A 24426-nucleotide genomic window follows, 5' to 3' on the forward strand; every position below is an offset into this window, starting at 1 on the left:
CCGTCAGTTTGCTGACACGAGCAGCTTTTCCGAAGTCTCGTCTCGCGCCCGGGAGCGCCCGATCCAGACCCGAAGCAGGGCCAACAAAAGATCGAGATCGACAGGCTTGGCGATATAGTCCGAAGCACCGGCGTCCAGGCATTTCTGCCGGTCGCCTTTCATTGCCTTGGCTGTTACGGAAATCAGCGGGATGTGAGCAATAGCAGGCGTGTTGCGGATCCAGCGCATTGTCTCATAGCCATCCATCTCAGGCATCATGATGTCGATCAAGGCCGCATCGACGTCCGGCACCTGTTCCAGCAACGCGATTCCGTCCCGGCCACGCTCGGCGTGCATGACTTCGATGTCGTAAGTCTCAAGCACGCTGGTCAGCGAGTAGATGTTGCGGATGTCGTCATCGACGATGAGAACCTTGGCGCCGGCAAGATTGGATTTGTTGTCGGCTTCTCCGGCTTCTGTCCCACTGTCCTGGCGTGCCCCGCCTGGGAGCGTTGCGGAAATATGCAGAGCCAGTTGAGCGAAATTCTCGGCCCGCGGGACATCCCTCCAGGCCGGATTCAACGTCAGAATTTGCTCGATTGCCTCCGAGTGAGGAGCAAAGAACAGAAGCGGCGGCAAAGCGCCCGCGAATTGACTGGCAATTTCATCGAGGGCCTGTGCATTGTCCTTGGCCGACCTCCCGAAGCCGAGCACAACCGCATCATAGGAGGCGAGTTCTATATCGTCCGCGTTGGCCGATACACGACCGATAGCAGTGACCGAGGTGACGCCGTCACGGATCGCTTCGACCAAGGAGAGGCGGCGCTCCGGATCGGGGTCCGCGACGAGGACGCGGCGCTGGATGCGAAGCTTCCTCGAATGGATGTCCTGAAACACGTTCATCAGTTCGTCGGATGATACGGGCTTGGTGGAGATGCTCGATGCGCCCTTGCGAGCCAGATCTTCGATGTCTTCCGCGCCGGAAATCACGTGAACCGGGATGCCCCTGGTCTTCGGATCATGGCGCAGCAGATCGAAGAGCACCCATCCGTCGATGTCCGACAGCCCCAGATCCAGGGTGATGGCGTCAGGAACCAGCTTGCGGGCCAGAGCCAAAGTGCCGGAGCCCGCGGTCGAAAGCACGCCCTTCAGCCCGGCCGATCGCGCCAGGCCAAGCAGCAAGCCGCCAAAGGTCGGGTCGTCCTCGACAATCAGAACGACCCTGTCCTCCGCGGATATGGCATCGCGATCGTCCATCAATTCTGCTGACGGCAAGCTACCGGGCGATGCGGTCGTGGCGATTGCCTCCGTGGCCGGTAGCACTTCCGGCTGCGTTGTCATCGCAACCCTCGGACCATTCAAGGGTATGACGAGCGTAAATGTCGATCCTTTACCGGGGGTGCTTTCGACCCTCAGTTCGCCGCCAAGCAGGCGGGCGATCTCGCGACTGATCGAGAGCCCAAGTCCGGTGCCGCCATACTTGCGGCTGGTCGTGCCGTCAGCCTGCTGGAAGGCCTCGAAGATCAGTTTCTGCTTGTCTTCCGGAATGCCTATGCCCGTGTCGGTCACGGCAATGGCCAGGGCTCTCTTCGGCTGTTTGGCACCATTGCGGCGGCCGGTCTTTTCGACCCGGAAATTCAGGCTGACTTCGCCCGCAGACGTGAACTTGAAGGCATTCGAAAGCAGGTTGAGGACGATCTGCTGCAGGCGCTTCTCATCCGTACGCACAGTTTCAGGCAGTGCGGGATCGACATTGATGGTAAAGCCAAGCCCCTTGTCGGCGGCAAGCTGGCGGAATGTCCGGTCCATATGCTGTCTGAGATGCGCCACGGGCATGTCGTTGATGTCGATCGAGACCGTACCGGACTCGATCTTCGACAGGTCGAGAATGTCGTTGATTAGGCTGAGAAGGTCCGTTCCGGCGGAATTGATGGTACGCGCAAACTCGACCTGTTTTTCGTTGAGATTGCCCTGCTGGTTGGCCGCAAGCAGGTTGGACAGGATGAGCAGCGAATTCAGCGGCGTTCTGAGCTCGTGGCTCATATTGGCAAGAAACTCGGATTTGTATTTAGAGGTGAGCGCAAGCTGCTCGGCCTTCTCCTCCAGGGCCCTTCGCGCCATTTCGATTTCGAGATTTTTGTTTTCGACCTGTTTCTTCTCATTCTCGAGCAGCTGGGCCTTCTCCTGCAGCTCTTCGTTTGTGGCGTGCAGTTCCTCCTGCTTCTTGGTGAGTTCGGTCTGACGCGCCTGCAATTCGGAGGTCAGCAGTTGCGATTGCTTGAGCAAGCCTTCGGTCCGCATCGTCGCTGCGATGGTGTTGAGTACGATGCCGACGGATTCCATCAACTGGTTGAGGAACGACTGATGCGTATCGCGAAACTCGCTGAACGATGCGAGCTCGATGACGGCTTTCACCTCGTCTTCGAACAAAGCGGGAAGAATGATGACGTTGGCCGGCGAGGCGCCACCGAGGCCGGACGTTATACGCAGAAAGTCCGGCGGGACGTTGTCGAGCATAATCGCACGCTTGTCGGCGGCGCTCTGGCCGACCAGACCTTCGCGCAGATCGAGGCGTTGCTTTATGGCCGCCCTGCTCTCGGCACCATAGGATGCCGCCAGCTCCAGATAAGATTCCTTCTCGTCGCGATTTGTCACGTAGAAGACGCCGTACTGCGCGTTCACAAGTGGAGCGAGTTCGGACATTATAAGACGCGACACGGTGGCCAGATCGCGCTCGCCCTGCAACATGCGCGAGAAGCGGGCGAGATTGGTCTTCAACCAGTCCTGCTCGGCGTTCTTCAGCGTCTGATCCTTGAGGTTGCGGATCATTTCGTTGATGTTGTCCTTGAGCGCTGCGACCTCACCGGAGGCCTCGACGCTGATCGAGCGAGTCAGATCGCCCTTTGTCACGGCCGTCGAGACTTCGGCGATTGCACGCACCTGCGTCGTCAGGTTGGCAGCCAGCTGATTGACGTTGTCGGTGAGGTCGCGCCAGAGACCGGCGGCGCCGGGCACGCGTGCCTGGCCGCCGAGTTTGCCTTCAATTCCCACTTCACGCGCGACGTTGGTCACCTGGTCGGCAAAGGTGGCGAGGGTTTCGATCATGCCATTGATGGTGTCTGCGAGAGAGGCGATTTCGCCCTTCGCGTCCACCGTCAGCTTGCGCTTCAGATTGCCTTGCGCGACCGCGGTCACAACATCGGCAATGCCACGCACCTGATTGGTCAGGTTGGTGGCCATCAGATTGACGTTGTCAGTCAAATCTTTCCACGTGCCGGCGACGCCGCGGACCTGAGCCTGTCCACCAAGTTTGCCTTCGGTGCCGACCTCGCGTGCCACGCGCGTCACCTCGCCGGCGAAAGAATTCAGCTGGTCAACCATGGTGTTGATGGTCGACTTCAGCTCGAGGATTTCGCCTTTGACGTCGACGGTGATCTTCTTCGAAAGGTCGCCGCGCGCCACCGCGGTCGTCACCTCGGCAATGTTGCGAACCTGACCGGTAAGGTTCTCGGCCATGGAATTCACATTGTCGGTAAGGTCCTTCCACGTGCCAGCCACGCCGCGCACCTGAGCCTGGCCACCGAGCTTTCCCTCGGTTCCGACTTCGCGCGCGACACGCGTCACCTCGCCGGCGAAGGAGTTCAGCTGGTCGACCATGGTGTTGATTGTGGATTTGAGCTCCAGAATTTCACCCTTCACATCGACGGTGATTTTCTTTGACAGGTCGCCCAGCGCCACGGCGGTGGTCACTTCCGCGATGTTGCGGACCTGACCGGTGAGGTTGGCAGCCATTGCGTTCACGTTGTCGGTCAGGTCCTTCCAGGTTCCGGCCACGCCGCGCACCTGCGCCTGGCCGCCCAGCTTGCCGTCGGAACCGACCTCGCGCGCCACGCGCGTCACCTCCGAGGCGAAGGAGTTCAACTGATCAACCATCGTGTTGATCACGTCCTTGATTTGCAGGATCTCGCCCAACGCATCGACGGTGATTTTCTGGGTCAGATCGCCGGTCGCAATCGCCGTCGCGACTTTGGACACGTCGCGCAACTGCACCGTCAAATTGCCCGCCATCGCATTGACGTTGTCGGTCAGGTCTTTCCACGTGCCGCCAACACCTTCTACATGCGCCTGTCCCCCAAGCTTGCCTTCCGAACCGACCTCACGTGCCACGCGCGTAACCTCGGACGCGAAAGAATTCAGCTGGTCGACCATCGTGTTGACGGTGTCCTTGAGCTCAAGGATTTCGCCTTTGACGTCGACAGTGATCTTCTTCGAAAGATCGCCTCTGGCGACAGCCGTGGTCACCTCCGCGATGTTGCGGACCTGACCGGTGAGATTGGCCGCCATCAGGTTGACATTGTCGGTCAGGTCCTTCCAGGTGCCACCGACACCCCTCACCTCGGCCTGACCGCCGAGCTTGCCTTCCGTGCCCACCTCGCGCGCCACACGTGTGACTTCCGAAGCGAACGAGTTCAGCTGATCCACCATCGTGTTGATGGTGTCCTTGAGCTCGAGGATTTCGCCCTGTACCGCGACAGTGATCTTCTTTGACAGATCGCCAGAGGCGACCGCGGTCGTGACCTCGGCAATGTTGCGCACCTGGCCGGTCAGGTTTTCCGCCATCGAGTTGACGTTGTCGGTCAGGTCTTTCCATGTACCGGCAACCCCGCGCACTTGCGCCTGGCCGCCGAGCTTTCCCTCTGTGCCGACTTCGCGCGCCACGCGTGTGACTTCCGAGGCGAAGGAATTCAGCTGGTCGACCATCGTGTTGATAGTGTTCTTCAGCTCGAGGATTTCGCCCTTCACGTCGACGGTGATCTTCTTGGAGAGATCGCCCAACGCCACCGCCGTCGTCACCTCGGCGATGTTGCGCACTTGGCCGGTCAGGTTTTCCGCCATCGAGTTCACATTATCGGTGAGGTCCTTCCAGGTGCCTCCCACGCCTTCGACACGCGCCTGGCCGCCGAGCTTGCCTTCGGTGCCGACCTCGCGTGCGACGCGCGTCACTTCCGATGCGAAGGAATTCAGCTGATCGACCATCGTGTTGATGGTGTTCTTGAGTTCGAGGATCTCCCCTTTCACATCGACGGTGATCTTCTTCGACAAATCGCCGGAAGCGACAGCAGTGGTGACTTCGGCGATGTTGCGCACTTGGCCTGTGAGATTGGTGGCCATGGCGTTGACGTTGTCAGTAAGATCCTTCCAGGTGCCGGCCACGCCCTTCACTCGGGCCTGTCCGCCAAGCTTTCCTTCCGTGCCGACTTCGCGCGCGACACGCGTCACCTCCGACGCAAAGGAGGCCAATTGCCCGACCATGGTGTTGACGATCTTGCCGATGCGCAGGAACTCGCCACGCAGCGGGCGACCGTCGATTTCGACCATCATCGTCTGGGAGAGGTCACCTTTCGCAACCGCGCCGATGACGCGAGCCACCTCGGCCGTCGGCTGCACCATGTCCTCGATAAGTTCATTGACCGACCTCACGCTGGATTCCCAGCTGCCCGTGGCGTTGCGGACATGGCCCCGCTCGCCGATTCTTCCATCCTTGCCGACGACCCTGCTCAGTCGTTCGAACTCCCGCGTCACCTGATCGTTCAGCTCAACGATCTGGTTGAAAGTATCGGCAATGTCGGAGTCGAGTCCCTCGTAGACATTCTCGATGCGGACGGAGAAGTCGCCTCGCCTGAAGGCCCTCAAAGAATTCAGAATTTGTCGACGATCTAGTTGTGCTCTTGATTCCTGCACACTCACAGTGCCACTCCCAGCCCAGCGGTTTGTGAAATGAAATTATCTGATGAGGCCCGCCCCCTTACGGCCGAACGGATACATCCCGCCGCAAGCTTAAAAACGCGGCACATCTTGATTGGTTCCGACGCGAGTACGCAGACATGCCGCGCTGCCCGTCACCCGCGAGGCGACAAGAGTCCTCTCCGGAACGGTGAGCGGCGCTGTGTTTGGGAATGTGGCAGCGCAAACAGGAGAGGAAAGTCCCATGGGTCTCGGCACAATTCTAATAGTTCTGCTAATTCTGATTTTGCTGGGCGGCTTCAGCGGCCTCGGCGGCGGTCCGTTTTACGGCACCGGCTATTACGGCGGCGGCGGCCTTGGGTTGGTATTGCTGATCGTCATCATCCTGGTTGTTCTCGGCCGCCTCTAGCGGCGCTGAAAGGCAGGCATAGCCCTTGCCCGCCGATCGAGCAGCGATCGGCGGGCATTTTGCCATGGCGACCGCGGAGGGAGCATTGGCCCGCAAACTCGACCTCAGGAGCGGCCGGCCGGTCTGGTTCGCCTATCGCGCACCGCCCGTCCAAGTGGAAAAGCTGACTCGAGATGTAAAGACCGAGGTGCTGGTCGTCGGCATGGGCATCAGCGGCGCCATGATGGCGGAAGCGCTGGCGCGCGCCGGCCATGACGTGATGTGCATCGATCGACGCGGCCCGAGCCTCGGATCAACCTCGGCGACGACGGCGCTGGTGCAGTTCGAACTTGATCAACCACTGGTCAAACTTTCTGCGGTCAAGGGCAGGCTCGACGCCACACGCGCATGGCAGCGCTCGCGCATGGCGGTAATCAATCTTCGCGGGCGGATCGCCGAACTCGGCATCGACTGCAACCTCGCCAGCCGGCCTTCACTCTATCTGGCGGGCAATTTGCTTGGACCGGCGGAATTGCGCGCCGAAAGCAACGCACGCCGGCAGGCCGGGATCGCCGCGACTTATCTGACCCGCCAGGTTCTGGCCGACAGGTTCGGAATCGATCGCGCGGCAGCCATCCTCAGTCACGACAACATTGCGCTCGATCCGCGCAAGCTCACGGCAGGACTGTTGCTGAGGGTGTTGGCGCTGAAGGCACGTCTTTATGCGCCGGTGCAGGCGACCGAGATCGAGCATGGTCGCGATGAGGTTGTTGTCAGAACCAGTCTCGGTCCGACGATCTCGACACGACATCTGGTGCTGGCCACTGGCTATGAGTTGACCGACATCATCCCGGCGACCGCGCACAGTATCGTTTCAACCTGGGCGATCGCCACGACCTGCCAGGCCAAAAGCCTATGGCCTGCGGCTGCCCTGCTATGGGAGGCATCGGAACCCTATCTTTACATTCGGACAACGGCAGACGGCCGGGTCATTTGTGGCGGTGAGGACGAGGATTTCACCGATGAGGAGCATCGCGATGCATTGATCGCCGACAAGGCACAGCGCCTGGCGGTCAAACTGGGCCATCTGTTGCCAAAGCTGAACACCAGACCGGAATTTGCATGGACGGGCTCCTTCGGCACCACGACCTCCGGCCTGCCCTATATCGGCTCCCTGCCCCGCTTGCCACGCATTCACGCCGTGATGGGTTATGGCGGCAACGGTATCACCTTCTCGCAGATCGCTTCCGAGATGGTCTCATCTGCGATTGGCGGCCTCCAGGACATCGATTCCGAGCTTTTTGCATTCCGCAGCCCCTAGATGGACTGTCGAAAGTGCCGACGGCCAGGACCAACCCAAACGTTTTCAGGGGACCTCCCTGGCTGTCTGAACTAGGTCCACTCCGACAGGATTGTCTCCATCTCCACTGTCTCGACCTGCTGCGCAAACCGTTGATGATAGACCGTTAGCAGCGCGTCGTGGGTGGCATCGGAAGTGCTGCACAGAGCGTCCGTCACCAGCACCACCCGGTAGCCGAAATCAATGGCGCCGAGAACGGTGGCCAGCACGCAGACGTCGGTCTCGCCGCCCGTGATCACCAGCGTGTCGATCCTAACCTGCGAGAGAAAGTTCCTGAGCCTGCCCTCGAACCAGGGTGAATAGATGTGCTTGTCGAGAACGGTTGCCGGGGGAGAGTGCCGTTTCAGCGAAGGCATAAGCTCAATCATTTCCGGGTCGAGCTCGGACATGGTCATCGACGCCCAGCGGTCATAGTAGCGCTTCCACGTGCCCACCCCCTGCCCCGGCCTCTGTGCAGGCAGGAAGCGGGTAAAGATGGTTTGCGCGGCATGCCTTTCGACAAGCGTTTCGATGAGGGGCAGGACGCGGGGCATCCAAGGCGTCGCCCAAGGCGACGGATCCGCGAACAAGCGCTGCATGTCAACGCAGAGATGGACGCAACTGCTGCCCAATGGTCCGTAGGTCAATCCATGCGCTGACATTCAGGACCTCTTCGGTCCAACCTCTTCCGACATGACGCCTGGTTCGCCTTGCAGGCTTGCACGCCGCTTCCCTTCCGTCACTGCAGTTATTCGGGGAGGTGCGGCGTATGCTGTTTGTCCTCGGGCGGATCAGCGTCGATGCGCGCCTTGTGCGGGTCGAAACCGCCGTGTCGAGCGATGGCCAAGGCGGCTGTTTCGGGCGTCTCATAGGTCCACATGAAATTGTCTGCGGATGCACCGGCGGCATGAACGCGCCAATAGCCGGCCGTGCCCCATGGCGAGTCCGATGTGGTATTCGTTTTTTCGAAAAGCTCGAAATAGATATCCTCGAACGGGATGTAGAAGACCGGATTTTGCCCATCTTCATAAAGCAGCTTTGCTCGCTCACTGGACGCAACGATGGCGTCTGAGAACCTGACCGTCACTGTGCCGTCAAAGGGCACGATGGCAGGGGCGGTCGGAAAATGCACGGAACTCGCGGGTGAGGTTTGCATTCTTGTACTCCTTGACTGCGTGTTCATGGAAACGTCGCTCAGGCATGGCAGTTCCGGCCAAGCGCGCAATTGGCAAAACCTTTTCGACCCCCACGCGTTTGTTCCTTTCAGGCTGGGAGATAGCCATCCACGTCGAGCAAATGCGAGGCCCGAGCGACCGGTCGCAGACTCATCCTTGTGACGGGACGCGAATTGCCCGACCTCAAGCGGGTCTTTCCGGAGATCGCACTGTTCGACAAGGTCGTGGCCAAAAACGGAGCGCTGGTTTACACGCCCGCCAGCGAGGAAGAGCGCACGATATCGCCTTCGCCCTCCCCCGATCTCATCGCCAAGCTTAAGAAGCGCGGGGTCAAACCGCTTTCGGTTGGGCGCTCGATCGTTGCCACCTGGTAGCCTCATCAGGCCACGGTGCTAGACAGTCATCAAGAAACTCGGCCTGGAACTGGAAATCATCTACAACAAGGGCGCCGTCATGATCGTGCCAAGCGGCGTCAACAAGGCCACCGGCCTGGCAGCCGCTTTGGAGGATCTTCGCCTGTCGCCGCGCAATGTGCTCGCTATCGGCGATGCCGAGAACGAAACCCGAATTGGTCGTCGAGGTCGTTTCGATCATGCCACCCGCGACCGCTTCCGCCACGGAACCAAATTGCTGCGCTGGCGACCCCACAAGCTGCCAAGCCAATGCACACTCCAGCAGATCGAATAGGCGGCGTTGCCCATTGAACCTTGCCGTCGACGGCGAAGCTGCAAGCCAGCTTCATTTATGGGCAGCAAAAGCCTTCATGCCCTTCTTGATCGCCCTGCGGGCTTCGTCGGCGTTCTGCCAACCCTTGAACTTCACGGTCTTGCCGGTCCCAAGCACGGACGAGAGAAAGAACTGCTCGATTTCGCGCCGCAGCTTATCTGGAACATGATCCGTCGCAACCGGTTCATCGGGAGCATCCTCTTTGTGGGGGCAGAACACATATCGATCATTGCGCAAGGCCTCGCCACCTGGGTCCTTTTGCTTGACACGCAATGCGCCCAACAGGTCGCATTTGATCACTATGCCTGGAACTGATGCCGCCTGATGAATAACCAGCCCGTCCAGAGGGTCGCCGTCATCGCCCAACGTGGAGGGAATAAAGCCCCAGTCGTAGGGATAAGTCATCCCGACCGGTAGAGGACGGACATAGCCGAATGCCTTGGTTGTGGGGTCGTAGGCTATTTTCGCCGCCGCGCCACGCGGTGTTTCAATCACCACTCGGATAAGCCCATTCGTTGTCGTCGGCAGCTTCAGATAGTCGGGCATCAATGCCTCTCTCAAGTTCGCTCTGGATGGAACTTCAAGACGTCACGAATGTTCCGATGGGACACCGCGAAGGAGATTTCAGGAATGACTAGAGCGTCTTTGCATATGCTCAAGGGCGTGGGCTATCTGATTTCAACCGTGAGTGTTGTCCTTCTGGCCATCGTAAGTTGGTCGGGCGCTTCGGAAAGCCCGCTGCTGGTCGCCTGTCTGCTTGGTGGCGCCGCGGCATCGATCGCCGGGATGTTCTGTCGCTGGCTCACGTATGACATGGAAAAACGTCGGTCAGACAAATAGGCCGCTTTCCTGGTTAGCTTCGGAAGGAACGGCAGCGGCTACCTGGAAGGGAGCGGATGGGGATAGAAGGTCAAAATCCTGGCTTCAAAGCGAAAGGAACACGCAATGGCAAAAAATACGATTTGCCTCTGGTACGACAAGGACGCCGAGGCTGCCGCCCGCTTCTACTCCAAGACCTTTCCTGACAGCGTGGTGGGTGCCGTGCACCGTGCACCCAGTGACTACCCAGCCGGCAAAGAGGGCGACGTGTTGACGGTCGAATTCACGGTTGCGGGCATCCCTTGTCTCGGCCTCAACGGCGGTCCCGAGTTCAAGCACAACGAAGCCTTCTCGTTCCAGATCGCCACCGACGATCAAGAGGAAACCGACCGCTACTGGAATGCCATCGTCGACAATGGCGGCCAGGAGAGCGTGTGCGGCTGGTGCAAAGACAGGTGGGGGATCTCCTGGCAAATCACTCCGCGCGTTCTGACTGACGCGCTGGCGGCTGGCGGTGGCGAAGCAAAGCGTGCGTTTGATGCCATGATGACGATGAAGAAGATAGACGTCGCCGCGATCGAGGCGGCGCGGCGCGGTTGACGCTCCATCACATCTTGCGGCCAAACGTTGCCTGAAGAATGCACGCTCGCCGCCTGTTGGCCTAGAAATCGACGCTGCCATCCCACGGGGACGGCTCGCACCAGGGTACCCTTGCCTTAACCGGATTTGCGGGCCTCCAGCACCCGCTCGCTGCTAACAGACATCCGCCGCCAGGTGTCGGCTACGGGACGAACGGTCACGGGCACGGTGGTCAGCGGTTCAGGCGGTTCGGAACGAATTTGTCGCTGAACAATTGATGGATGCGAGCTAGCCAAGGGCGATCGCATGCCAAAATTCAATGATGAATGGAAGGTTGGGCCGCACGGTCAGCTGGAGAAATTGGACGAAGGTCTGCTGACTGTCGAAGGCGAAATCCGGATGCCGCTCGGCAATTTTCCGCGGCGAATGACCGTGGTTGGATTGACCGCCCGACGAACCGCGATCTGGAGTGTCATTCCGCTGGCCGAGCCTGTGATGCGGGAAATAGAGGCCCTTGGCGACCCCAGTTTTCTGATAGTGCCAGGTCCCGGTCACCGCCTAGACATAAGGCCATGGAAGGCCCGTTATCCAAAGGCGAAGGTTGTCTGTGCGCCAGGTGCGCGAGATTCGGTGCAGAAAGCCGTTAAGGTCGATGCCACGAGCGGTATCTGGGGGGATCCGTCCGTCCAGTTGGAGACTGTACCGGGCATAGAAGGCAAGGAAGTCGCGCTTCTCGTCCGTCGCGAAAGCGGCACGACGCTTGTGGTCAACGACCTCCTCGCAAACGTACGTCACGCTCATGGAATCGGCGCCCACATAATGGCGCGCCTATTTGGCTTCGGCGTCTCGCATCCCCAGATACCGCGCGTCGGCAAATGGATGTTTGTCAAAGATAACAAGGCACTGGCCACAGCTTTCCGTAGATGGGCAGATGAACCACACCTGAAGCGGATCGTTGTCAGCCACGGTGATGTCATTGCCAATGAACCTGGCCAAGTACTTCAACGGGTTGCGGCCGATTTAGATGTTTGAGAACCGATGCCGCTGGCTGACCGGGCGGGGAGCGAACGGAACCAGATGGGCCCTGCCGCGTCATAGAAGCAGGTTCAGATGGAGTAACATCGATGCTCAGGCTTGTTCTGTTCGTCGCCGTGGCGCTCACTTTCGCATGCGGAGGGACAGCGGCGGCCAAGCTGGACCTGGCCACCGTCAACCAGGCGCAGTTCCCCGCCGAAGAACCGAAAGGCTTCAGCCCGGCCGTGTTGAAGGCAGAGATTCTCTTGGATCGCGCCCGCTTCTCGCCCGGCCTGATCGAGGGCCGCGTTTCAGAAAACTTCGCAAGGGCGGTCAGTGCCTTTCAAGCGGCGAACGGATTGCCAGCCGATGGCAAGCTCACGCGGGAGACCTGGGACAGGCTGATGGCAACCTCGGCGAGCCCGGTCCTGGTGACCTATGAGCTGATGCGCAAGGATGTGCGCGGACCCTTTACCAGGCGCATTCCGGCGCGCATGGAGAGGATGGCCCGCCTGCGGCGGCTCGGCTACCACAACACGACCGAGAAGCTGGCGGAGCGCTTTCATATCAGCGAGCAACTGCTCAGGCGCCTCAATCCGGGCATCGGCTTCAGGAAGGCCGGCACGAAATTACTGGTGCCGGATGTTGGCCGGCAAGATTCTCCCGCCGCCATTGCCGGCGTCGAGGTCGACAAGGGCGCACGCCTAGTGCGCGTGCTTGATCCTTCCGGCAAATCGCTCGCCGTCTACCCAGCTTCCATCGGCAGCGACGAGAAGCCGGCGCCGAATGGCGACGCGGCGGTCAAACGCGTGGTGCGCAATCCCACCTATCACTACGATCCGGACTTCGCTTTCAAGGGGGTCAAGACCAAGCGTCCGTTCACCATTGCGGCCGGACCGAACAATCCCGTGGGATCGGTCTGGATCGATCTCTCCATCGAGAGCTACGGCATTCACGGCACGCCCGAACCCGGCAAGATCGGCGCGACCTTCTCGCATGGCTGCATCAGGCTGACCAACTGGGACGCCGAGGACCTCGCCTCCATGGTGCGGAAAGGCACGAAAGTCAGCTTCAAAGACGAAATGGCGAACGCAGGCGACGAGCAGGCTCAGTAGCGCAACAGGCTTGTGTGTTTGCAGTGCGCGCAGTCCCACAGCCGATGAGGTCATACGCCTAAAGACTCTGATCTCGTCAAATCGCAAGCAGCGCCTTTCCGTATTTGGCCCAAAGCTGCTCGCAATCTCTGGCTCGAAGCGTTGGCGTTCCGAGGTCGCCATATACAACCATCGCGGCACGGACATCGTAGCCGAGGATCGGAGCATTGGCGAGGAACTGGATGGCCTCACCCAGACGGCGGATGTCGACAGCGGCATCGGTTCTATTGGCGCTATCGACCACACCCACGATCTCGGCTTCCTTGTTCCTGGCCGCCAACACAGCTGCCATAGCGTCTTCGGTCATCATGTCGCCCGCCTACGCACACGCAAAGGAATACCGATAGGCATCGGCAAGACAGCGCTTCGCGGTGAGTCCTGAACGCGCCGCACGCTTTGCGACCTTTGTTGATTGCACTTTGCCGCGAACCATTCGGCGCCATCGCGCGTCAAGCCGATGAGGCATTGGTCCGCGAAGTCCGCCGGCACGTCCGCGATGGTGTCAAAAACAGCCCAAGTGTCGGTCGGCTCCTGCACGACCACGAATCGCATATTAGTCACTCCTAATGCATACAATGCGGGAAGTGGGCCGCTGTTCCGCACGGCGCTCAATGCCGCGCCTCGCCGGAGAGAAGGCGGATCGAGCCGTCGGCAACCTTGTCTCGCAAGGGAGAAGGCGGAAGTGAACGTCGGCGTGAAACAACCTTCCCGGTCGAGCGTCCTCAAGATGCACGCTGCAACGGAACCAAAATTACCGCAGCCGCCTTACCGGGGACCGCGGCTGCCGGGCCGGCACAAACGGAGGCAGATTTGGCTTCCGTTTCCGAGAGCAAGCATGACTAGCCGCCCCGTCGATTTAGGCACCAACAGCCAATAGCGACGGAGGCCGCCTATCAGGTCGTCGCCGGTCAGACTGGAAAATGATCCAATCAAATGCCAACACGGCCATGGTTCTACCAGGATCGGAAATTTCCAACCTGGACTGTGGTCACTAGACAGACCCAACGTCCCAAAGTCGCGTCAGCTCGTAGTAAAAGCCGATGCTACCGCGACGTCGACTTGCCTCCCTTTTCACCGCCCTTTCGAGCAGCCGGGTGGCCGGTCCGTTTCCCCCGGCCCGAGCCTCCGGCTTTCTTGCCGCCGCCATCGTCTTTGTTGACGGTCGCCCAGGCACGACGTTCCGCTTTTTCTCATATCCCTCGGCGATGTGATCTGCCTTGCGCTCCTGCTTGCCCGTGTATTTCGATTTTTCACCGCGTGGCATCGGAATTCTCCTTTCCGTCGTCCACTCGACGGAACAAAAACCCACAGGTTCCTTAACCGCGCCGGTTGATCCGGGCGACGTGGTATCTCCCACAAGCGCTGCTACCGCGAGTGCCAGGGTCGGACAAAAAGCGCCGTCAGCAAACTGCTGAGGACAATCCACGTAGCCACCTCGCGTCCGGATGCCCCAGGCCAGCCCCGCCTGGTGCTTGCGTCGGCCGCCATGACGGGCGCGAGGTCGGGTCGGCTTCCGTGCCTAACAGAATAGGCGCGGGTTATTTCGGCGCCGAAAAGGAAGATCTGGGCCGAATAATAGACCCACAACAACACGATTATCAGCGCGCCAGCCGCTCCATAGGACGTCGCTATCGCACTCGTCCCGATATACCAGCCGATTAGCGCCTTGCCGATCGTGAACAAAAGCGTGGTAACGAGGGAACCGACGGCAACGTCGCGCCATTGCAAGGTCCGGTCAGGCAGGACCTTGTATATTGCCGCAAAGAGCAGCGCGATCAAGACGAAGGAAACCACCGTGTTGATGAAGCTGACGATCACCTCGCCGAACGGAAGACCCGCATTGATGAGTTCGCCGAGGGCGGAGATTGCCGTGCTCGCAGCCAGCGAAACCAGAAGCATGAAGCCGAGGGCGGCGACAAGCCCAAGGCTTGCGGCCCGCGCCCGCACCATTCGCGACAGCGACGTGACGCCGGGCTTCACCTTCCAGATTTCGTTGAGGGACAGCTGCATCTCGCCAAAGACGCCCGACGCGGTTACGAGTAGCGTCACCAGCCCCAGCAGGGCGGCAAGGGTGCTCGTTGATCCGTGCGACGCGGTCTCGATCGTCGCCTGCAGGAGGTCGGCGCTTTGCGCGCCCATGACGCCCGATATCTGCGCCGAGAGGGCGAGCCGGGCGGCGTCGTTGCCGAAGACTAGGCCAGCGATCGCCACCACGATCAGCAGGATCGGCGCCAGCGAGGTGGCGGCATAGAAGGCCATCGCCGCGCCATGGCTCAATGCGTTGTCGTTGACGAAGCCGGCGATGGCCTCTTTCAGCAGAACCCAGCCTTCCCGAATCCACGCTCGCATTTCGCTTTGCCGCCACACTTGGGACGCGTCCCGCACAGGACAAACCCAGCATGGGCACGATGGTTCCTTTTGGGGCTTTCGCCAGTGCGCTATGCTTTCGCGATGGGAACTCCTCGATCAGTAACCCCCGACAATCGGCAGGATCTCGCCGGTTATGTAGCTTGAGCATTGTGGCGAGGCGAGAAAGACATAGGCCGGCGCGATCTCTTCCGGTTGGGCCGGCCGCTTCATCGGCGTCTTGGCGCCGAACTGGGAAACGTCTTCGGCCTGCTTTTCCGAGGGATTGAGCGGCGTCCAGACGGGGCCAGGCGCTACGGCGTTGACCCGGATTCCCTTGCCGATGAGATTGCCCGACAGCGCGCGCGTGAAGGCATGTATGCCGCCCTTGGTCATCGAATAGTCGACCAGCGCCTTCGACCCCTCGATGCCGGTGACAGAACCGGTATTGATGATGGCCGAGCCCGGCTTCATGTGTGGCACGGCTTCCTGAGCCATATGGAAATAGCCGTAAAGATTGGTCTTCAGCGTGGTGTCGAAATGCTCTTCCGTAAGGTCGGCGAAATCGGCGGAATGCACCTGGAAGGCGGCATTGTTGACCAATACGTCCAGGCCGCCGAGTTCCTTCACCGTGCGTGCCACCGCGCGGCGGCAAAAGGCGCGGGCGCCGACATCGCCCCGCAGCGCGAGACAGCGCCTGCCCTCGGCCTCGACGGCGCGCTTCGTCGTCTCGGCGTCGCGATCCTCGCTGAGATAGGCAATGGCGACATCGGCACCGCCACGGCGCGGCCGATACCGGAATCGCCGCCGGTGATCAGCGCCACCCTGCCGTCGATTCTTCGAGCCCTGCCAGAACGGTGCGTCAAAGAGCGGCGCCGACTCGATCGCCCATTCCTCGCCGGGCTTCGGATGATGCTGCCTGGGAAAAGGCGGCACGGGATATTCGCGCGCGCCGGCCTGCATGGCGCCCGGCTCTTTCGCCGTGGCCTTGCGGCGGTCATCGGCGTCGACCTTGCGCTGCACGCGCCACTGCTTCGTCTTGGCCTTCGACGCATCTGATTTCGTCAGCACAGGGCTCTCCTTCCTCCTCGAAGGACAATGCATGTGGATCGAAAAGGTTGGCTTGCCGAGAAATGGGCCACCCTGGAGACAGATTTCGCAGGGGGAAAGCGTTGAACTGGTGTCCTGCGGTTTCAACTCGAAGCTCGACATCGACTTCGGCAATGGCATTGCGTTCGAGCAGCATCTCGACTTTCCTCGCAAGGGACCTGGAACGGTTCTCCATGGAACCTACTTGAGCCCACCCGCAGCGCCTTTGCCCTTACCGGGGCTGGATCCGTTCAAAAAGAATCCCATCGAATTCGCCTTTTAAATCGGCGAAGATCATCCGGCTTAGAGCCAAAAACGGTGGATGCTCCCGCTGCTTCAAGGGATGTTGCCGAACGTATCAGCGCCTTCGGGTTCTCGCCTCTAAGAAATCACGTTGAAAGCCCGCGCCACGGCGAAACCGTTGACGCGGGCCGGCCGGATGTTTGCCCACCGACCTGCACCGGACACCATGCGGCGGCGTCCGAAGCATCCACTCAACTATTCACAATAGCTAATGTTCCGCCACGACGCCTCCATCACTACTGCTCCCTCTTTGCAGAAGCCGCATCGGTGGGGCGATTTCTCAAAAGGAGGTCGCAGTGGCTAGGCGCAGCAGACCCTAACAGCTGTCCCCGGAGCAACCAGGCCAGTTTCTGGCGACAGCGGAGCACCTGCATCTAAGCATCGTTGGTCCGCTGATATCGCCACAGTGCAAGCACTACCGCTCACTTCACCGGGAAGGAAGTCGAGTTTATTCGGTGGAACGAGACAGGACCGGTGAAGCCACTTTAGCGACCGCTAGCGAACGCCCCGCCGCACGTTCCAAGAACGAAAGGGCGCCAACCTAATGGGGTTACGCCGGGCGGATCCTGAATGGTTGCCGGGTTGCGCGATTGTCGGTCGCTCCAAACCGCATAAGCTCTCGATAAAAAGCCCGCCGACCGAAGCCGGCGGGAGGAACTACCGGAGTCACCAGAGGTACGATCTGGCAAACAATCAACGGCTCGACCCGGCTTTTGTTTCAGCAATCGAAACCCGCCGCCAAGTACTAGCTTGCCATGGAAGGGCGCTATCCCGTAGCGGCCGATCGTTTGAAAATAATGGTGACCTTGGTCCCATTGGCGCTGGATTTGACTTCAAATTGCGCTTTGGCATTCTCGGTCAACGAACGCGCGATAAGCGCGCCGAGCTTGCCGGGCTTGGGCCATGTCTCGCCTCCCGGTAAGCCAATTCCGTCGTCGGCAATAATGATGCGGCATCCGTCGCCATTGACTATGCTGTGGAGCGTTATTGTTCCGCCTTCTCGCCCTTTGAAGCCATGTTTGAGCGAATTGGTCAGCAGCTCGTTCACAACAAGACCAGTCGGCATGGCGACGTTTATAGACACCGGATAGGTGTCAACCTTCATATCGAGGCGGATACCTTCGACCGCATGTGAGGCCATGACTGCGGATGCGATCTGACTCAAATAGGTACCGAGATCAACCTCATCTTTCTGATCGTCAGCCGACAGCGTCTGGTAAAGGATTGCCAGCGCGTCGACGCGGCCGGCCAACCTTTCGAACCGCTTCTGATCGGGTTCAGCTGCATTGCGGGTTTCTAGCCGGATTAATGCGGTGATCATCTGGAGATTGTTTTTCACCCGATGCTGCAGTTCGCGCAGCAGAGTATCTTTCTCGCGAACACGCTCCTCGATCGAGGGCCCCGCTTCGCCGTGAAGGGACACATCCACTAGCGCAACGAGCCGAAAACAAATCTTGCCGTCGTCGTCCACTATCACATTTGAATAGGCGTCGACGACCGCCGGCTTGTCGATGCCGCGATCCAGGCGGAAAGTGCCCACGAAATCGGTTTCATTCAAAAGGCTATCAGCTAGCGTCTTGTCCTTGTGCTCATGGAGTCCATTTCCGGAAAGCGCTGCCCAGTTTTCGCGTGCCAGACTGACGGCCTTCAAGCCAGAGAGTTTTTCAAATTCCGGATTGGCGTAAACGACACGCTCCCTTGCGTTTAGGTCGGAAACGGCAATGGCGATAGGAACTTGGTCGAGGAACTTCTTGAACTGTTCGCTCTCCAGCGCAGTGGCGAGTTCGGGCGTATCGAGCAATTGCTCAACCGCCTCGGCCTTTTCTGAATCCGCTGTCATCTATGCGCCTATGCTGGAAGTTAAACCTCATCCCATATCAGCGATAGAGGTCATCGGCCACAACCGAAGCTGGCAGTGGCACTAGCCGAGACCAATTGGCAGGCACCAGGCCTATATAACGCAACGGCAAAGCCATGCCCGAGCGCAAAGCGTCAGATGATCGTCAACTCGACCTGACGTCGCATTCCACCGCGAAGTCGCTCAGGCCGCACCGTTTGGGCTGGTCCAACTTAAGTCCGCTCCCTGATGATCCAACGAGCAGGTCGAAAGCCTATTCGAGGCGATCTTCGAGCACATGTAGCACCGTGAAAAGCGGCCAGGACTCTGCGGTAGTTCCCTGACTTGTGCGAAAGCGTCCGGGGTCGTTTGTGCGAAGGAGGCGCTAGCTGCTTACCGTGAGACTATCGTTTTGTCAGTGTGGAAAAAGGCGAACGGCCGAAAATTGTAAAGCACAGTTTTACGTCAGCCGAAGGAGGTTCAGGTCAATTGGAACGATTGCCGCTGAGAAGTGTTCTCATGGCGGTGGGACCGTCACTAAGGAATTCCGAAGCAATGAAATATAACCAGCAAATAATCTCAGGGACCGCGCTTGGCTTACTGATGGCGACTTCGCCGATAGGCGCCTACCCATTGCAAAACACCAGTGCCATCGACCCATCCCGGCAGGCGACGGCACTTATCCTCACCCAGGCCGTCTGCCGGGAGGGAGAAAGCGCCGAGGCATGTGCCGCTCGCCAAGCCAACGAGGCGCCAGCCTCTGGGCAACCGGCACCACAGGCAGAACCTGCTCCAGCAACTGTACCTGAGACCGCACCCATGGCGCCTGCGGAAGCGGCTCCTGCAGAAGCTGCACCGCCGGCCGAGCCTACCCCCAGTCCGACAGAACAGGCGCCAGCCGAGCCAGATCAACCCAAAGCGCCTGCAACGGAACAGCCTGCCGCCACGCCTCCGGCCGCGAACGAGCCGGCTCCGCAGCCTCAAGCTCAGCCCCAAGCGCCTGCTGCGACCGAGCAGCCTGCTACCATGCCTCCCGCCGCGACCGAGCCGACTGCACCGCACACCGAAGCTCCGGCAACCGGGGCTCCGGCCGCAACTGAGCAGCCGGCAAAAGCGGGTCAAGCACCAGCCGACGCGACTGCCGCGCCTGCGAACCCCGACGCAGCCCCTGTTTTGGATAGTCAGAAGGAATCTGCCCCTACCAATGGTCCAGCACCCGCTGCGACGGGAGAGCAGACGGCCCAACCTGCAGATGCTGCCCCCCCTCCCGCGTCGGACGCAGCAGCGACCGAGGCCGCTCAGCCTAAGGAGGTGCAGTCCGTCAAGTCAGAAAAGGGCTCGCGGCGCGACCGCTCGCCCGATGAGGAGAACGTGCGAAAGCGCGAGCGTCCGGAGGGAACCGACGTGATCCGCGAGATCGGCGATCGCGTCATTGTCCAGTTCGGCGACCATGTCACGGTCGAAAGCAACGACCGGCCGCGCATGACTCGCGGCGCCAAGGAGGTCTACTATGAAGACCTTCCCCGCGGTCGCATCCGCGAGACCATCGTGCGCGAGAACGGCAATCAAATCGTCACCGTACGGGATCGCTATGGCAACGTCATCAGGCGCTCCCGCATCACTCCGGATGGCCGCGAGTACGTGATGGTCTATGTTGACGATCGATACTACGACCGCGACAACAGCTGGCGGGATCCGGGCCTCGATCTGGCCCCAATTCGGCTCAGGATTCCGGTGAACGAATATATCCTGGATGCGGCCGACGTTGACGATCCGCAACGATACTACACGTTCCTGGACCAGCCGCCGATCGAGCGCATCCAGCGACTATACTCCGTTGATGAAGTTAAGCGCTCGGCTCGTATTCGTGACATTGTCCGACGTGTGGATCTCGATACACTGACCTTCGAGACGGGGTCGGCTGATATTCCTGAAGGCGAACTGGGAAAGCTGAAAAGTCTCGCCGAGGCGATGGAAAAGCTACTAGGTAAGAATCCGGCCGAAACCTTTCTGATCGAAGGTCACACCGACGCTGTCGGCTCGGACGAAGACAATCTAGCGCTGTCGGACAGACGGGCCGAGTCAGTCGCTTCCGCCCTCACCAACAGCTTTGCAATCCCGCCGGAAAACTTGGTGACCCAGGGCTACGGTGAGCAGTTTCTGAAGGTGAAGACCGAAGCAGCCACTCGTGAAAATCGCCGGGTTGGCATCCGCCGCATCACGCCATTGGTTGCACCCGTGGCAAACGCCAACTAACGCGATCAGCCGGCGATTGGTCATCAATCGCCGGCTGCAAGACGTCCCGCTTTGGGGTTCACTTTCGGCTGCTTCTGCGGCAAAGGTCCTAGCCGGACTGGCGCTTTAATGGCGTACTGAGGGCACCATCGTCGCTCCTCAGGGTATAGACACAGAAGAGTTCTTGCTTCCCCTTAAAAGCCATTTTGTCGAGGAGCCGCAAGCCACTGCGGCTCCCCGCGGTAACTCGAAGAAACTCTGGCTGATCAGCACCTCCCGGGGTTGGCCGTGCTGGACAACCTGGCGGTGACATTGACAACGTCGCCGAATACCGCGGCCCGCGCGCGAATGACCGCCCCGAAATGCAATCCGATACGGGCGCTCAACGGCCCTTTCGTCAATTGTTGGCTGATTTGGCAGACGGCCCTCAGCGCCATCTCCGGGCTCTCGAACAGGCTGAGTACGTCATCGCCCTTCGAGTAGATGAAATCATCGCCGTGCTGGGCGACGATCGCTCGCATTGCGTCCAGGCAATCCGAAACCTGCTGCAGAGCGGCATCGTCGCCGAAGCGCTCATAGAGGGGCGTGCTGCCCACGACATCAGCCAAAAGGACTGCGGCCAGAACTCTTTCCCATCGATGTCGTATCCGCACGAGAACGCAGTGTGCTCGCGCGCAGGAAAAGCCCTGAACTGAAGTCAGGGACCGCGCCCAGAAAGGGGCAGCTTTTGATCGGCCTCGGCCAGTGGTGAAAGATCGGATTTGGCCAGCACCCCAGCTATCCTTGCAAAGCCGACAAATGCCTGCCGCGCCTGATCGGTTGTCATCTGACCGGCGATCGCGGCGTTGCAGCTTCTCACCGCGCAACTGTATACCGGTCCCCGACGGGCCTTAGGCCATTGGTTCAAGAACACGAGCGCCTCCCGTACCGAGTTGATGTCGTGGATCACGTCGTTGGTTTTAACCTGGACGGGGGCAAGGAAAGTCAGAACCATCATTGTTACCTCCCTGTGATTGCAGTTGATTCAGCTGCATGAGGCGGCTCTTTTGTTTGGGTCTGTCGGACGGCTAGTCGTCCTGTTTCTCAGCGAAGGCCACTGCTGCTTCGCGGGTCGGAAAATCCAGTTGCACCTGGGTGAGTGTGTCGTCGATGACGGTCGGAGTTCGGCGTTCGAACTCAAGGCGACAGGGCCTACACGTAACCCGCGCCGATGTGGTGGCCGGGCGGCTACGCCGAAAGATCCGTGCCGATTGGTGGGCCACTGGAGCTGGGGTGTTGAGACCGCCATTGAACCGTTGGAGTTCCTCGCCCTGCCAGGACCTTGAGGTGATCCGGCTCGATTGATTGGCTCCTGTGAGTAGCTCCGTCATTTGATTTTCCTCGCTTTCTGCAAAGGCCAGGGCTCGACGAGCCCCGGCCTTGCTTCGTCAACGTCATTTGCTGCCATTGATTGCAACGCGCTTGGCGTTCGCCTGGGCCTTTTTGGTCTTCGGCAGTGTCACGGTGAGCACACCGTTCTTGAACGTCGCCGTCACCTTGTCGTCTTCAACCTCACGGCCGAGACTGAAGCGCCGCTCAAAGCGCCCATAATAGCGTTCGCTGAACTGGCGGTCCTTGTCCTCGGTCTCTGCTTTCTTCTCGCCGCGAAGCGTCAGAACACCATCATCCAGCATGACCTCGACGTCGTTTTCATCGAGGCCCGGAATTTCGGCCGTCACCCGGATTTCCTTATCGGTTTCCGAGAACTCCACGCTTGGCCAAGTGCCGTTGAGAGGTGCCATGCGGCCCAGGACCGAAGGCGTGTCAAAACCGCGGAACACCTCGTCGAATAGCCGGTTGACATTGCGGTGCAACGACAGGAACGGATCCATGTCGTCACCGCGATAAATGCTCGGTGCCTGGCTGCCGCCACGGCTCCAGGGAATCAAGTCACGTACGCTCATTTGTCCTTCTCCTTTCGTGTTTTGGGCCGCACCCGGATCCCACCCACGACAGGACGGGTGTTGGGTGCAGGCCGACCGCCAAAGATCAGGCCGCCGCGCTTTCAATGCGCTTGGACGCGGCCTTCTTGTCGGTCTCGACATTAATCGCGATGCGGCGCGGCTTCATCTCCTCGGGAATTTCCTTCTTGAGGTCGATGATGAGCAGACCGTTTTCGAGCTTTGCCCCGACGATGGTCACATGATCGGCTAGTTCGAAGCGGCGCGCGAACGACCTTAGCGCCAGGCCATGATGGAGGTACTGAACCTCGTCGTTCTCTGTCTTGGCGCCCTCGATCACGAGCATATTTGGCTCCTGCGTGATCGTAAGCTCGTCTTCACCGAAACCGGCGACCGCAAGGACAATGCGGTAGGTGTCTTCGCCGAGCTTGGCGATGTCGTAGGGCGGCCAGTTGTCCGCGTTCTGCGGGGGGCTGGCGTTTTCGAGCAGGTTGAAGATGCGGTCAAAGCCGATGCTCGACCGGTAGAAGGGGGAAAAGTCCAGGTTCGTTCTCATAACTACATCCTCCTTGGAGCAACATAGATACGAGGGAACGCCAAGAAGCCTGGCGCTCCCTGACACATCGGCCCCTTACGCGGCGACCGACAAGAATGAGTTGGGAATTGATTTTCGCTGCGTCAAGAGGATCGCCAATGCAGTTTCGCGACTGCCTTCGGCTGGTGGCAACTGCTCCATCGAAAACCCATCTGCTTCGCTAGCATTTCGAACGGAGTAGAAGGACGACCATGACACGCCAAGACGTTGTCTCGGTCCTCGGACCCGTGGACAACGCGACGATTGCGGAGATCATCGCGTCCGGTGCCTCGCTTGAGGAGTTGAGAGAGGCATGGGCCTGGGCCTTTGGTGATGAGGTGTTGATAGCTAGGGACGACCGCTGCCGGCAACACGGGTGGCAGCGCTGGACGACGAAGGCGACCTGACAGATCCGGTCCAAGGGGACCCGGACGAAACGTGAAGGGGCCGGCGGGTCCGGCAGACGCGCTCAATCGTGCGATCCGCTTGGTAAGTTGTCTGTGTTGAAGGCATCTATGAACAGACAACGACAAGAGGCTCGGCTTTCCCCTCCCCGGTGACGCCGCTTTGATGCTGCGGCGGTGGATTGCCGCCGCAGTGATTCTAGCCCTGACTATCTAAAAGATGGTCTATTTTGCTGATCTTCCGCACTGTCATCCACTGTGGCGCTGCGGGCAGGTCCTCGATGACGGCGATCCTGCGTGCCCAGGTCGTAAAGGCCTTGTTCGCCGCCTCGACAGATTTCCGACCGTCGTACGCGGAGTAGCATGCATCAGACGCCACTGCGTGGAGGAGGCCGCGCCTTTCGACCGGCCATTCTTCCAGAAACTCTATCGCATCCATGACACAGCCGATCTTTTGGACAACACGGCCTTCGTTTCTTACGAAAACCGGCTGTTTGAACGTGGCACTTTCCATCGGGACCTCCCTTCAAACCGACCCTGCCTCACCGTACGCGGCGATATCCGGCCCTGCAAACGATGCCGGCGAAATTAGCGAACGCCACCGCACAGCCACTGGGGAAACGGGATTTTCAAAGAACGTCGTTTCCATGTGATTCTTCGCTTCTTTCAACTCGACACTCGGCAAGCCGCGCTAGAGGCATAAAAAGAGATTGGAAACGATTCTTTTCAGTTCAAGGGGAGCTGGCGAGACGAACGGCACCTTTTATGAATCGGATGCCG

General features: G+C 59.8%; 21 protein-coding genes and 4 pseudogenes. 11 read left to right on the forward strand and 14 right to left on the reverse strand.

Features of this window, described 5'->3' with window-relative positions:
• Positions 1–3: 3 nt before the first annotated feature.
• On the reverse strand, positions 4–5721 hold the full coding sequence (locus JG743_RS27985) for a HAMP domain-containing protein (RefSeq protein WP_202303048.1): 5718 nt from the start codon (positions 5719–5721) through the stop codon (positions 4–6).
• Between the two features lie 247 nt (positions 5722–5968).
• Between JG743_RS27985 and JG743_RS27990 the strand changes: the two genes are divergently transcribed.
• Both JG743_RS27990 and JG743_RS27995 read left to right on the forward strand, forming a co-directional pair.
• Entirely contained in the window at positions 5969–6133 is a 165-nt protein-coding gene (locus tag JG743_RS27990) for a DUF3309 family protein (protein WP_202295073.1), read from the forward strand.
• 85 nt (positions 6134–6218) lie between these two features.
• On the forward strand, positions 6219–7433 hold the full coding sequence (locus tag JG743_RS27995; protein WP_202295076.1) for an NAD(P)/FAD-dependent oxidoreductase: 1215 nt from the start codon (positions 6219–6221) through the stop codon (positions 7431–7433).
• A 71-nt stretch (positions 7434–7504) separates the two neighbouring features.
• Here JG743_RS27995 and JG743_RS28000 read toward each other — a convergent pair whose 3' ends face one another.
• Entirely contained in the window at positions 7505–8113 is a 609-nt protein-coding gene (locus tag JG743_RS28000) for a cysteine hydrolase family protein (RefSeq protein WP_202295079.1), read from the reverse strand.
• An 86-nt stretch (positions 8114–8199) separates the two neighbouring features.
• Positions 8200–8607, reverse strand: a complete 408-nt coding sequence (locus JG743_RS28005; protein ID WP_244672939.1) for a DUF427 domain-containing protein — start codon at positions 8605–8607, stop codon at positions 8200–8202.
• A gap of 150 nt (positions 8608–8757) precedes the next feature.
• Here JG743_RS28005 and JG743_RS28010 point away from each other — a divergent pair.
• Together JG743_RS28010 and JG743_RS28015 are read left to right on the forward strand one after the other, a co-directional pair.
• A pseudogene (locus JG743_RS28010) lies at positions 8758–9187 on the forward strand (HAD family hydrolase); the annotation flags it as partial.
• A pseudogene (locus JG743_RS28015) lies at positions 9186–9313 on the forward strand (ATP-dependent DNA ligase); the annotation flags it as partial. The pseudogenes JG743_RS28010 and JG743_RS28015, both read left to right, overlap by 2 nt.
• A 51-nt stretch (positions 9314–9364) precedes the next feature.
• Here the strand turns inward: JG743_RS28015 and JG743_RS28020 are convergent.
• The gene (locus JG743_RS28020) at positions 9365–9898 is read right to left on the reverse strand and encodes an inorganic diphosphatase (RefSeq protein WP_202295086.1); all 534 of its coding nucleotides are present in this window, start codon (positions 9896–9898) and stop codon (positions 9365–9367) included.
• A gap of 84 nt (positions 9899–9982) precedes the next feature.
• Between JG743_RS28020 and JG743_RS28025 the strand changes: the two genes are divergently transcribed.
• The 4 genes from JG743_RS28025 (at position 9983) to JG743_RS28040 (ending at position 12879) form a co-directional block, all read left to right on the forward strand.
• Positions 9983–10192, forward strand: coding sequence for a hypothetical protein (locus JG743_RS28025; protein ID WP_202295089.1), 210 nt, complete (start codon positions 9983–9985; stop codon positions 10190–10192).
• Positions 10193–10297: 105 nt separating this feature from the next.
• Entirely contained in the window at positions 10298–10771 is a 474-nt protein-coding gene (locus JG743_RS28030; RefSeq protein WP_202295092.1) for a VOC family protein, read from the forward strand.
• Between the two features lie 285 nt (positions 10772–11056).
• Complete coding sequence (locus JG743_RS28035; RefSeq protein ID WP_202295094.1) at positions 11057–11782, forward strand: hypothetical protein; 726 nt, start codon at positions 11057–11059, stop codon at positions 11780–11782.
• 92 nt (positions 11783–11874) lie between these two features.
• The gene (locus tag JG743_RS28040; protein WP_202295097.1) at positions 11875–12879 is read left to right on the forward strand and encodes a L,D-transpeptidase family protein; all 1005 of its coding nucleotides are present in this window, start codon (positions 11875–11877) and stop codon (positions 12877–12879) included.
• A gap of 76 nt (positions 12880–12955) precedes the next feature.
• On the opposite strand, the gene JG743_RS28045 is transcribed toward JG743_RS28040, so the two are convergent.
• The 4 genes and pseudogenes from JG743_RS28045 to JG743_RS28060 form a co-directional block, all read right to left on the reverse strand.
• A complete protein-coding gene (locus tag JG743_RS28045; RefSeq protein WP_202295100.1) occupies positions 12956–13228 on the reverse strand; it encodes a hypothetical protein in 273 nt (90 codons plus the stop codon).
• A gap of 739 nt (positions 13229–13967) precedes the next feature.
• A pseudogene (locus JG743_RS28050) lies at positions 13968–14182 on the reverse strand (plasmid stabilization protein); the annotation flags it as partial.
• Positions 14183–14283: 101 nt separating this feature from the next.
• The gene (locus tag JG743_RS28055; protein ID WP_202295103.1) at positions 14284–15267 is read right to left on the reverse strand and encodes a YihY/virulence factor BrkB family protein; all 984 of its coding nucleotides are present in this window, start codon (positions 15265–15267) and stop codon (positions 14284–14286) included.
• A gap of 117 nt (positions 15268–15384) precedes the next feature.
• Positions 15385–16368: pseudogene (locus JG743_RS28060) on the reverse strand (SDR family oxidoreductase).
• Between JG743_RS28060 and JG743_RS28065 the strand changes: the two are divergent.
• Positions 16367–16636: a hypothetical protein gene (locus tag JG743_RS28065; RefSeq protein WP_202295106.1), complete on the forward strand. Its 270-nt coding sequence runs from the start codon at positions 16367–16369 to the stop codon at positions 16634–16636. The pseudogene JG743_RS28060 and the gene JG743_RS28065 sit on opposite strands and share 2 nt — an antisense overlap.
• Positions 16637–17422: 786 nt before the next feature.
• Here the strand turns inward: JG743_RS28065 and JG743_RS28070 are convergent.
• Entirely contained in the window at positions 17423–18496 is a 1074-nt protein-coding gene (locus JG743_RS28070; protein ID WP_202295109.1) for a sensor histidine kinase, read from the reverse strand.
• Between the two features lie 1308 nt (positions 18497–19804).
• On the opposite strand from JG743_RS28070, the gene JG743_RS34695 reads away from it, so the two are divergent.
• Positions 19805–20749 (forward strand): OmpA family protein, encoded by a 945-nt coding sequence (locus tag JG743_RS34695; protein ID WP_342215681.1) that lies wholly within the window; start codon positions 19805–19807, stop codon positions 20747–20749.
• A 245-nt stretch (positions 20750–20994) separates the two neighbouring features.
• Here JG743_RS34695 and JG743_RS28080 read toward each other — a convergent pair whose 3' ends face one another.
• From JG743_RS28080 to JG743_RS28095, 4 genes are all read right to left on the reverse strand, one after another.
• The gene (locus JG743_RS28080) at positions 20995–21336 is read right to left on the reverse strand and encodes an adenylate/guanylate cyclase domain-containing protein (RefSeq protein ID WP_202295112.1); all 342 of its coding nucleotides are present in this window, start codon (positions 21334–21336) and stop codon (positions 20995–20997) included.
• 89 nt (positions 21337–21425) lie between these two features.
• Positions 21426–21725, reverse strand: a complete 300-nt coding sequence (locus tag JG743_RS28085; protein ID WP_202295115.1) for a DUF982 domain-containing protein — start codon at positions 21723–21725, stop codon at positions 21426–21428.
• A 436-nt stretch (positions 21726–22161) separates the two neighbouring features.
• Positions 22162–22671: an Hsp20/alpha crystallin family protein gene (locus tag JG743_RS28090; protein ID WP_202295118.1), complete on the reverse strand. Its 510-nt coding sequence runs from the start codon at positions 22669–22671 to the stop codon at positions 22162–22164.
• A gap of 85 nt (positions 22672–22756) precedes the next feature.
• A complete protein-coding gene (locus JG743_RS28095; protein WP_192183509.1) occupies positions 22757–23224 on the reverse strand; it encodes an Hsp20 family protein in 468 nt (155 codons plus the stop codon).
• 230 nt (positions 23225–23454) lie between these two features.
• On the opposite strand from JG743_RS28095, the gene JG743_RS28100 reads away from it, so the two are divergent.
• Positions 23455–23649 carry a hypothetical protein gene (locus tag JG743_RS28100; protein ID WP_446720878.1) on the forward strand — a complete coding sequence of 65 codons (195 nt, stop codon included), beginning with the start codon at positions 23455–23457 and terminating at the stop codon, positions 23647–23649.
• 196 nt (positions 23650–23845) lie between these two features.
• On the opposite strand, the gene JG743_RS28105 is transcribed toward JG743_RS28100, so the two are convergent.
• Positions 23846–24160, reverse strand: coding sequence for a DUF982 domain-containing protein (locus tag JG743_RS28105; protein WP_202295121.1), 315 nt, complete (start codon positions 24158–24160; stop codon positions 23846–23848).
• Positions 24161–24426: the final 266 nt, after the last annotated feature.

Origin of the sequence: Mesorhizobium sp. 131-2-1 (genome assembly GCF_016756535.1) — a bacterium.
Classification (GTDB): domain Bacteria; phylum Pseudomonadota; class Alphaproteobacteria; order Rhizobiales; family Rhizobiaceae; genus Mesorhizobium.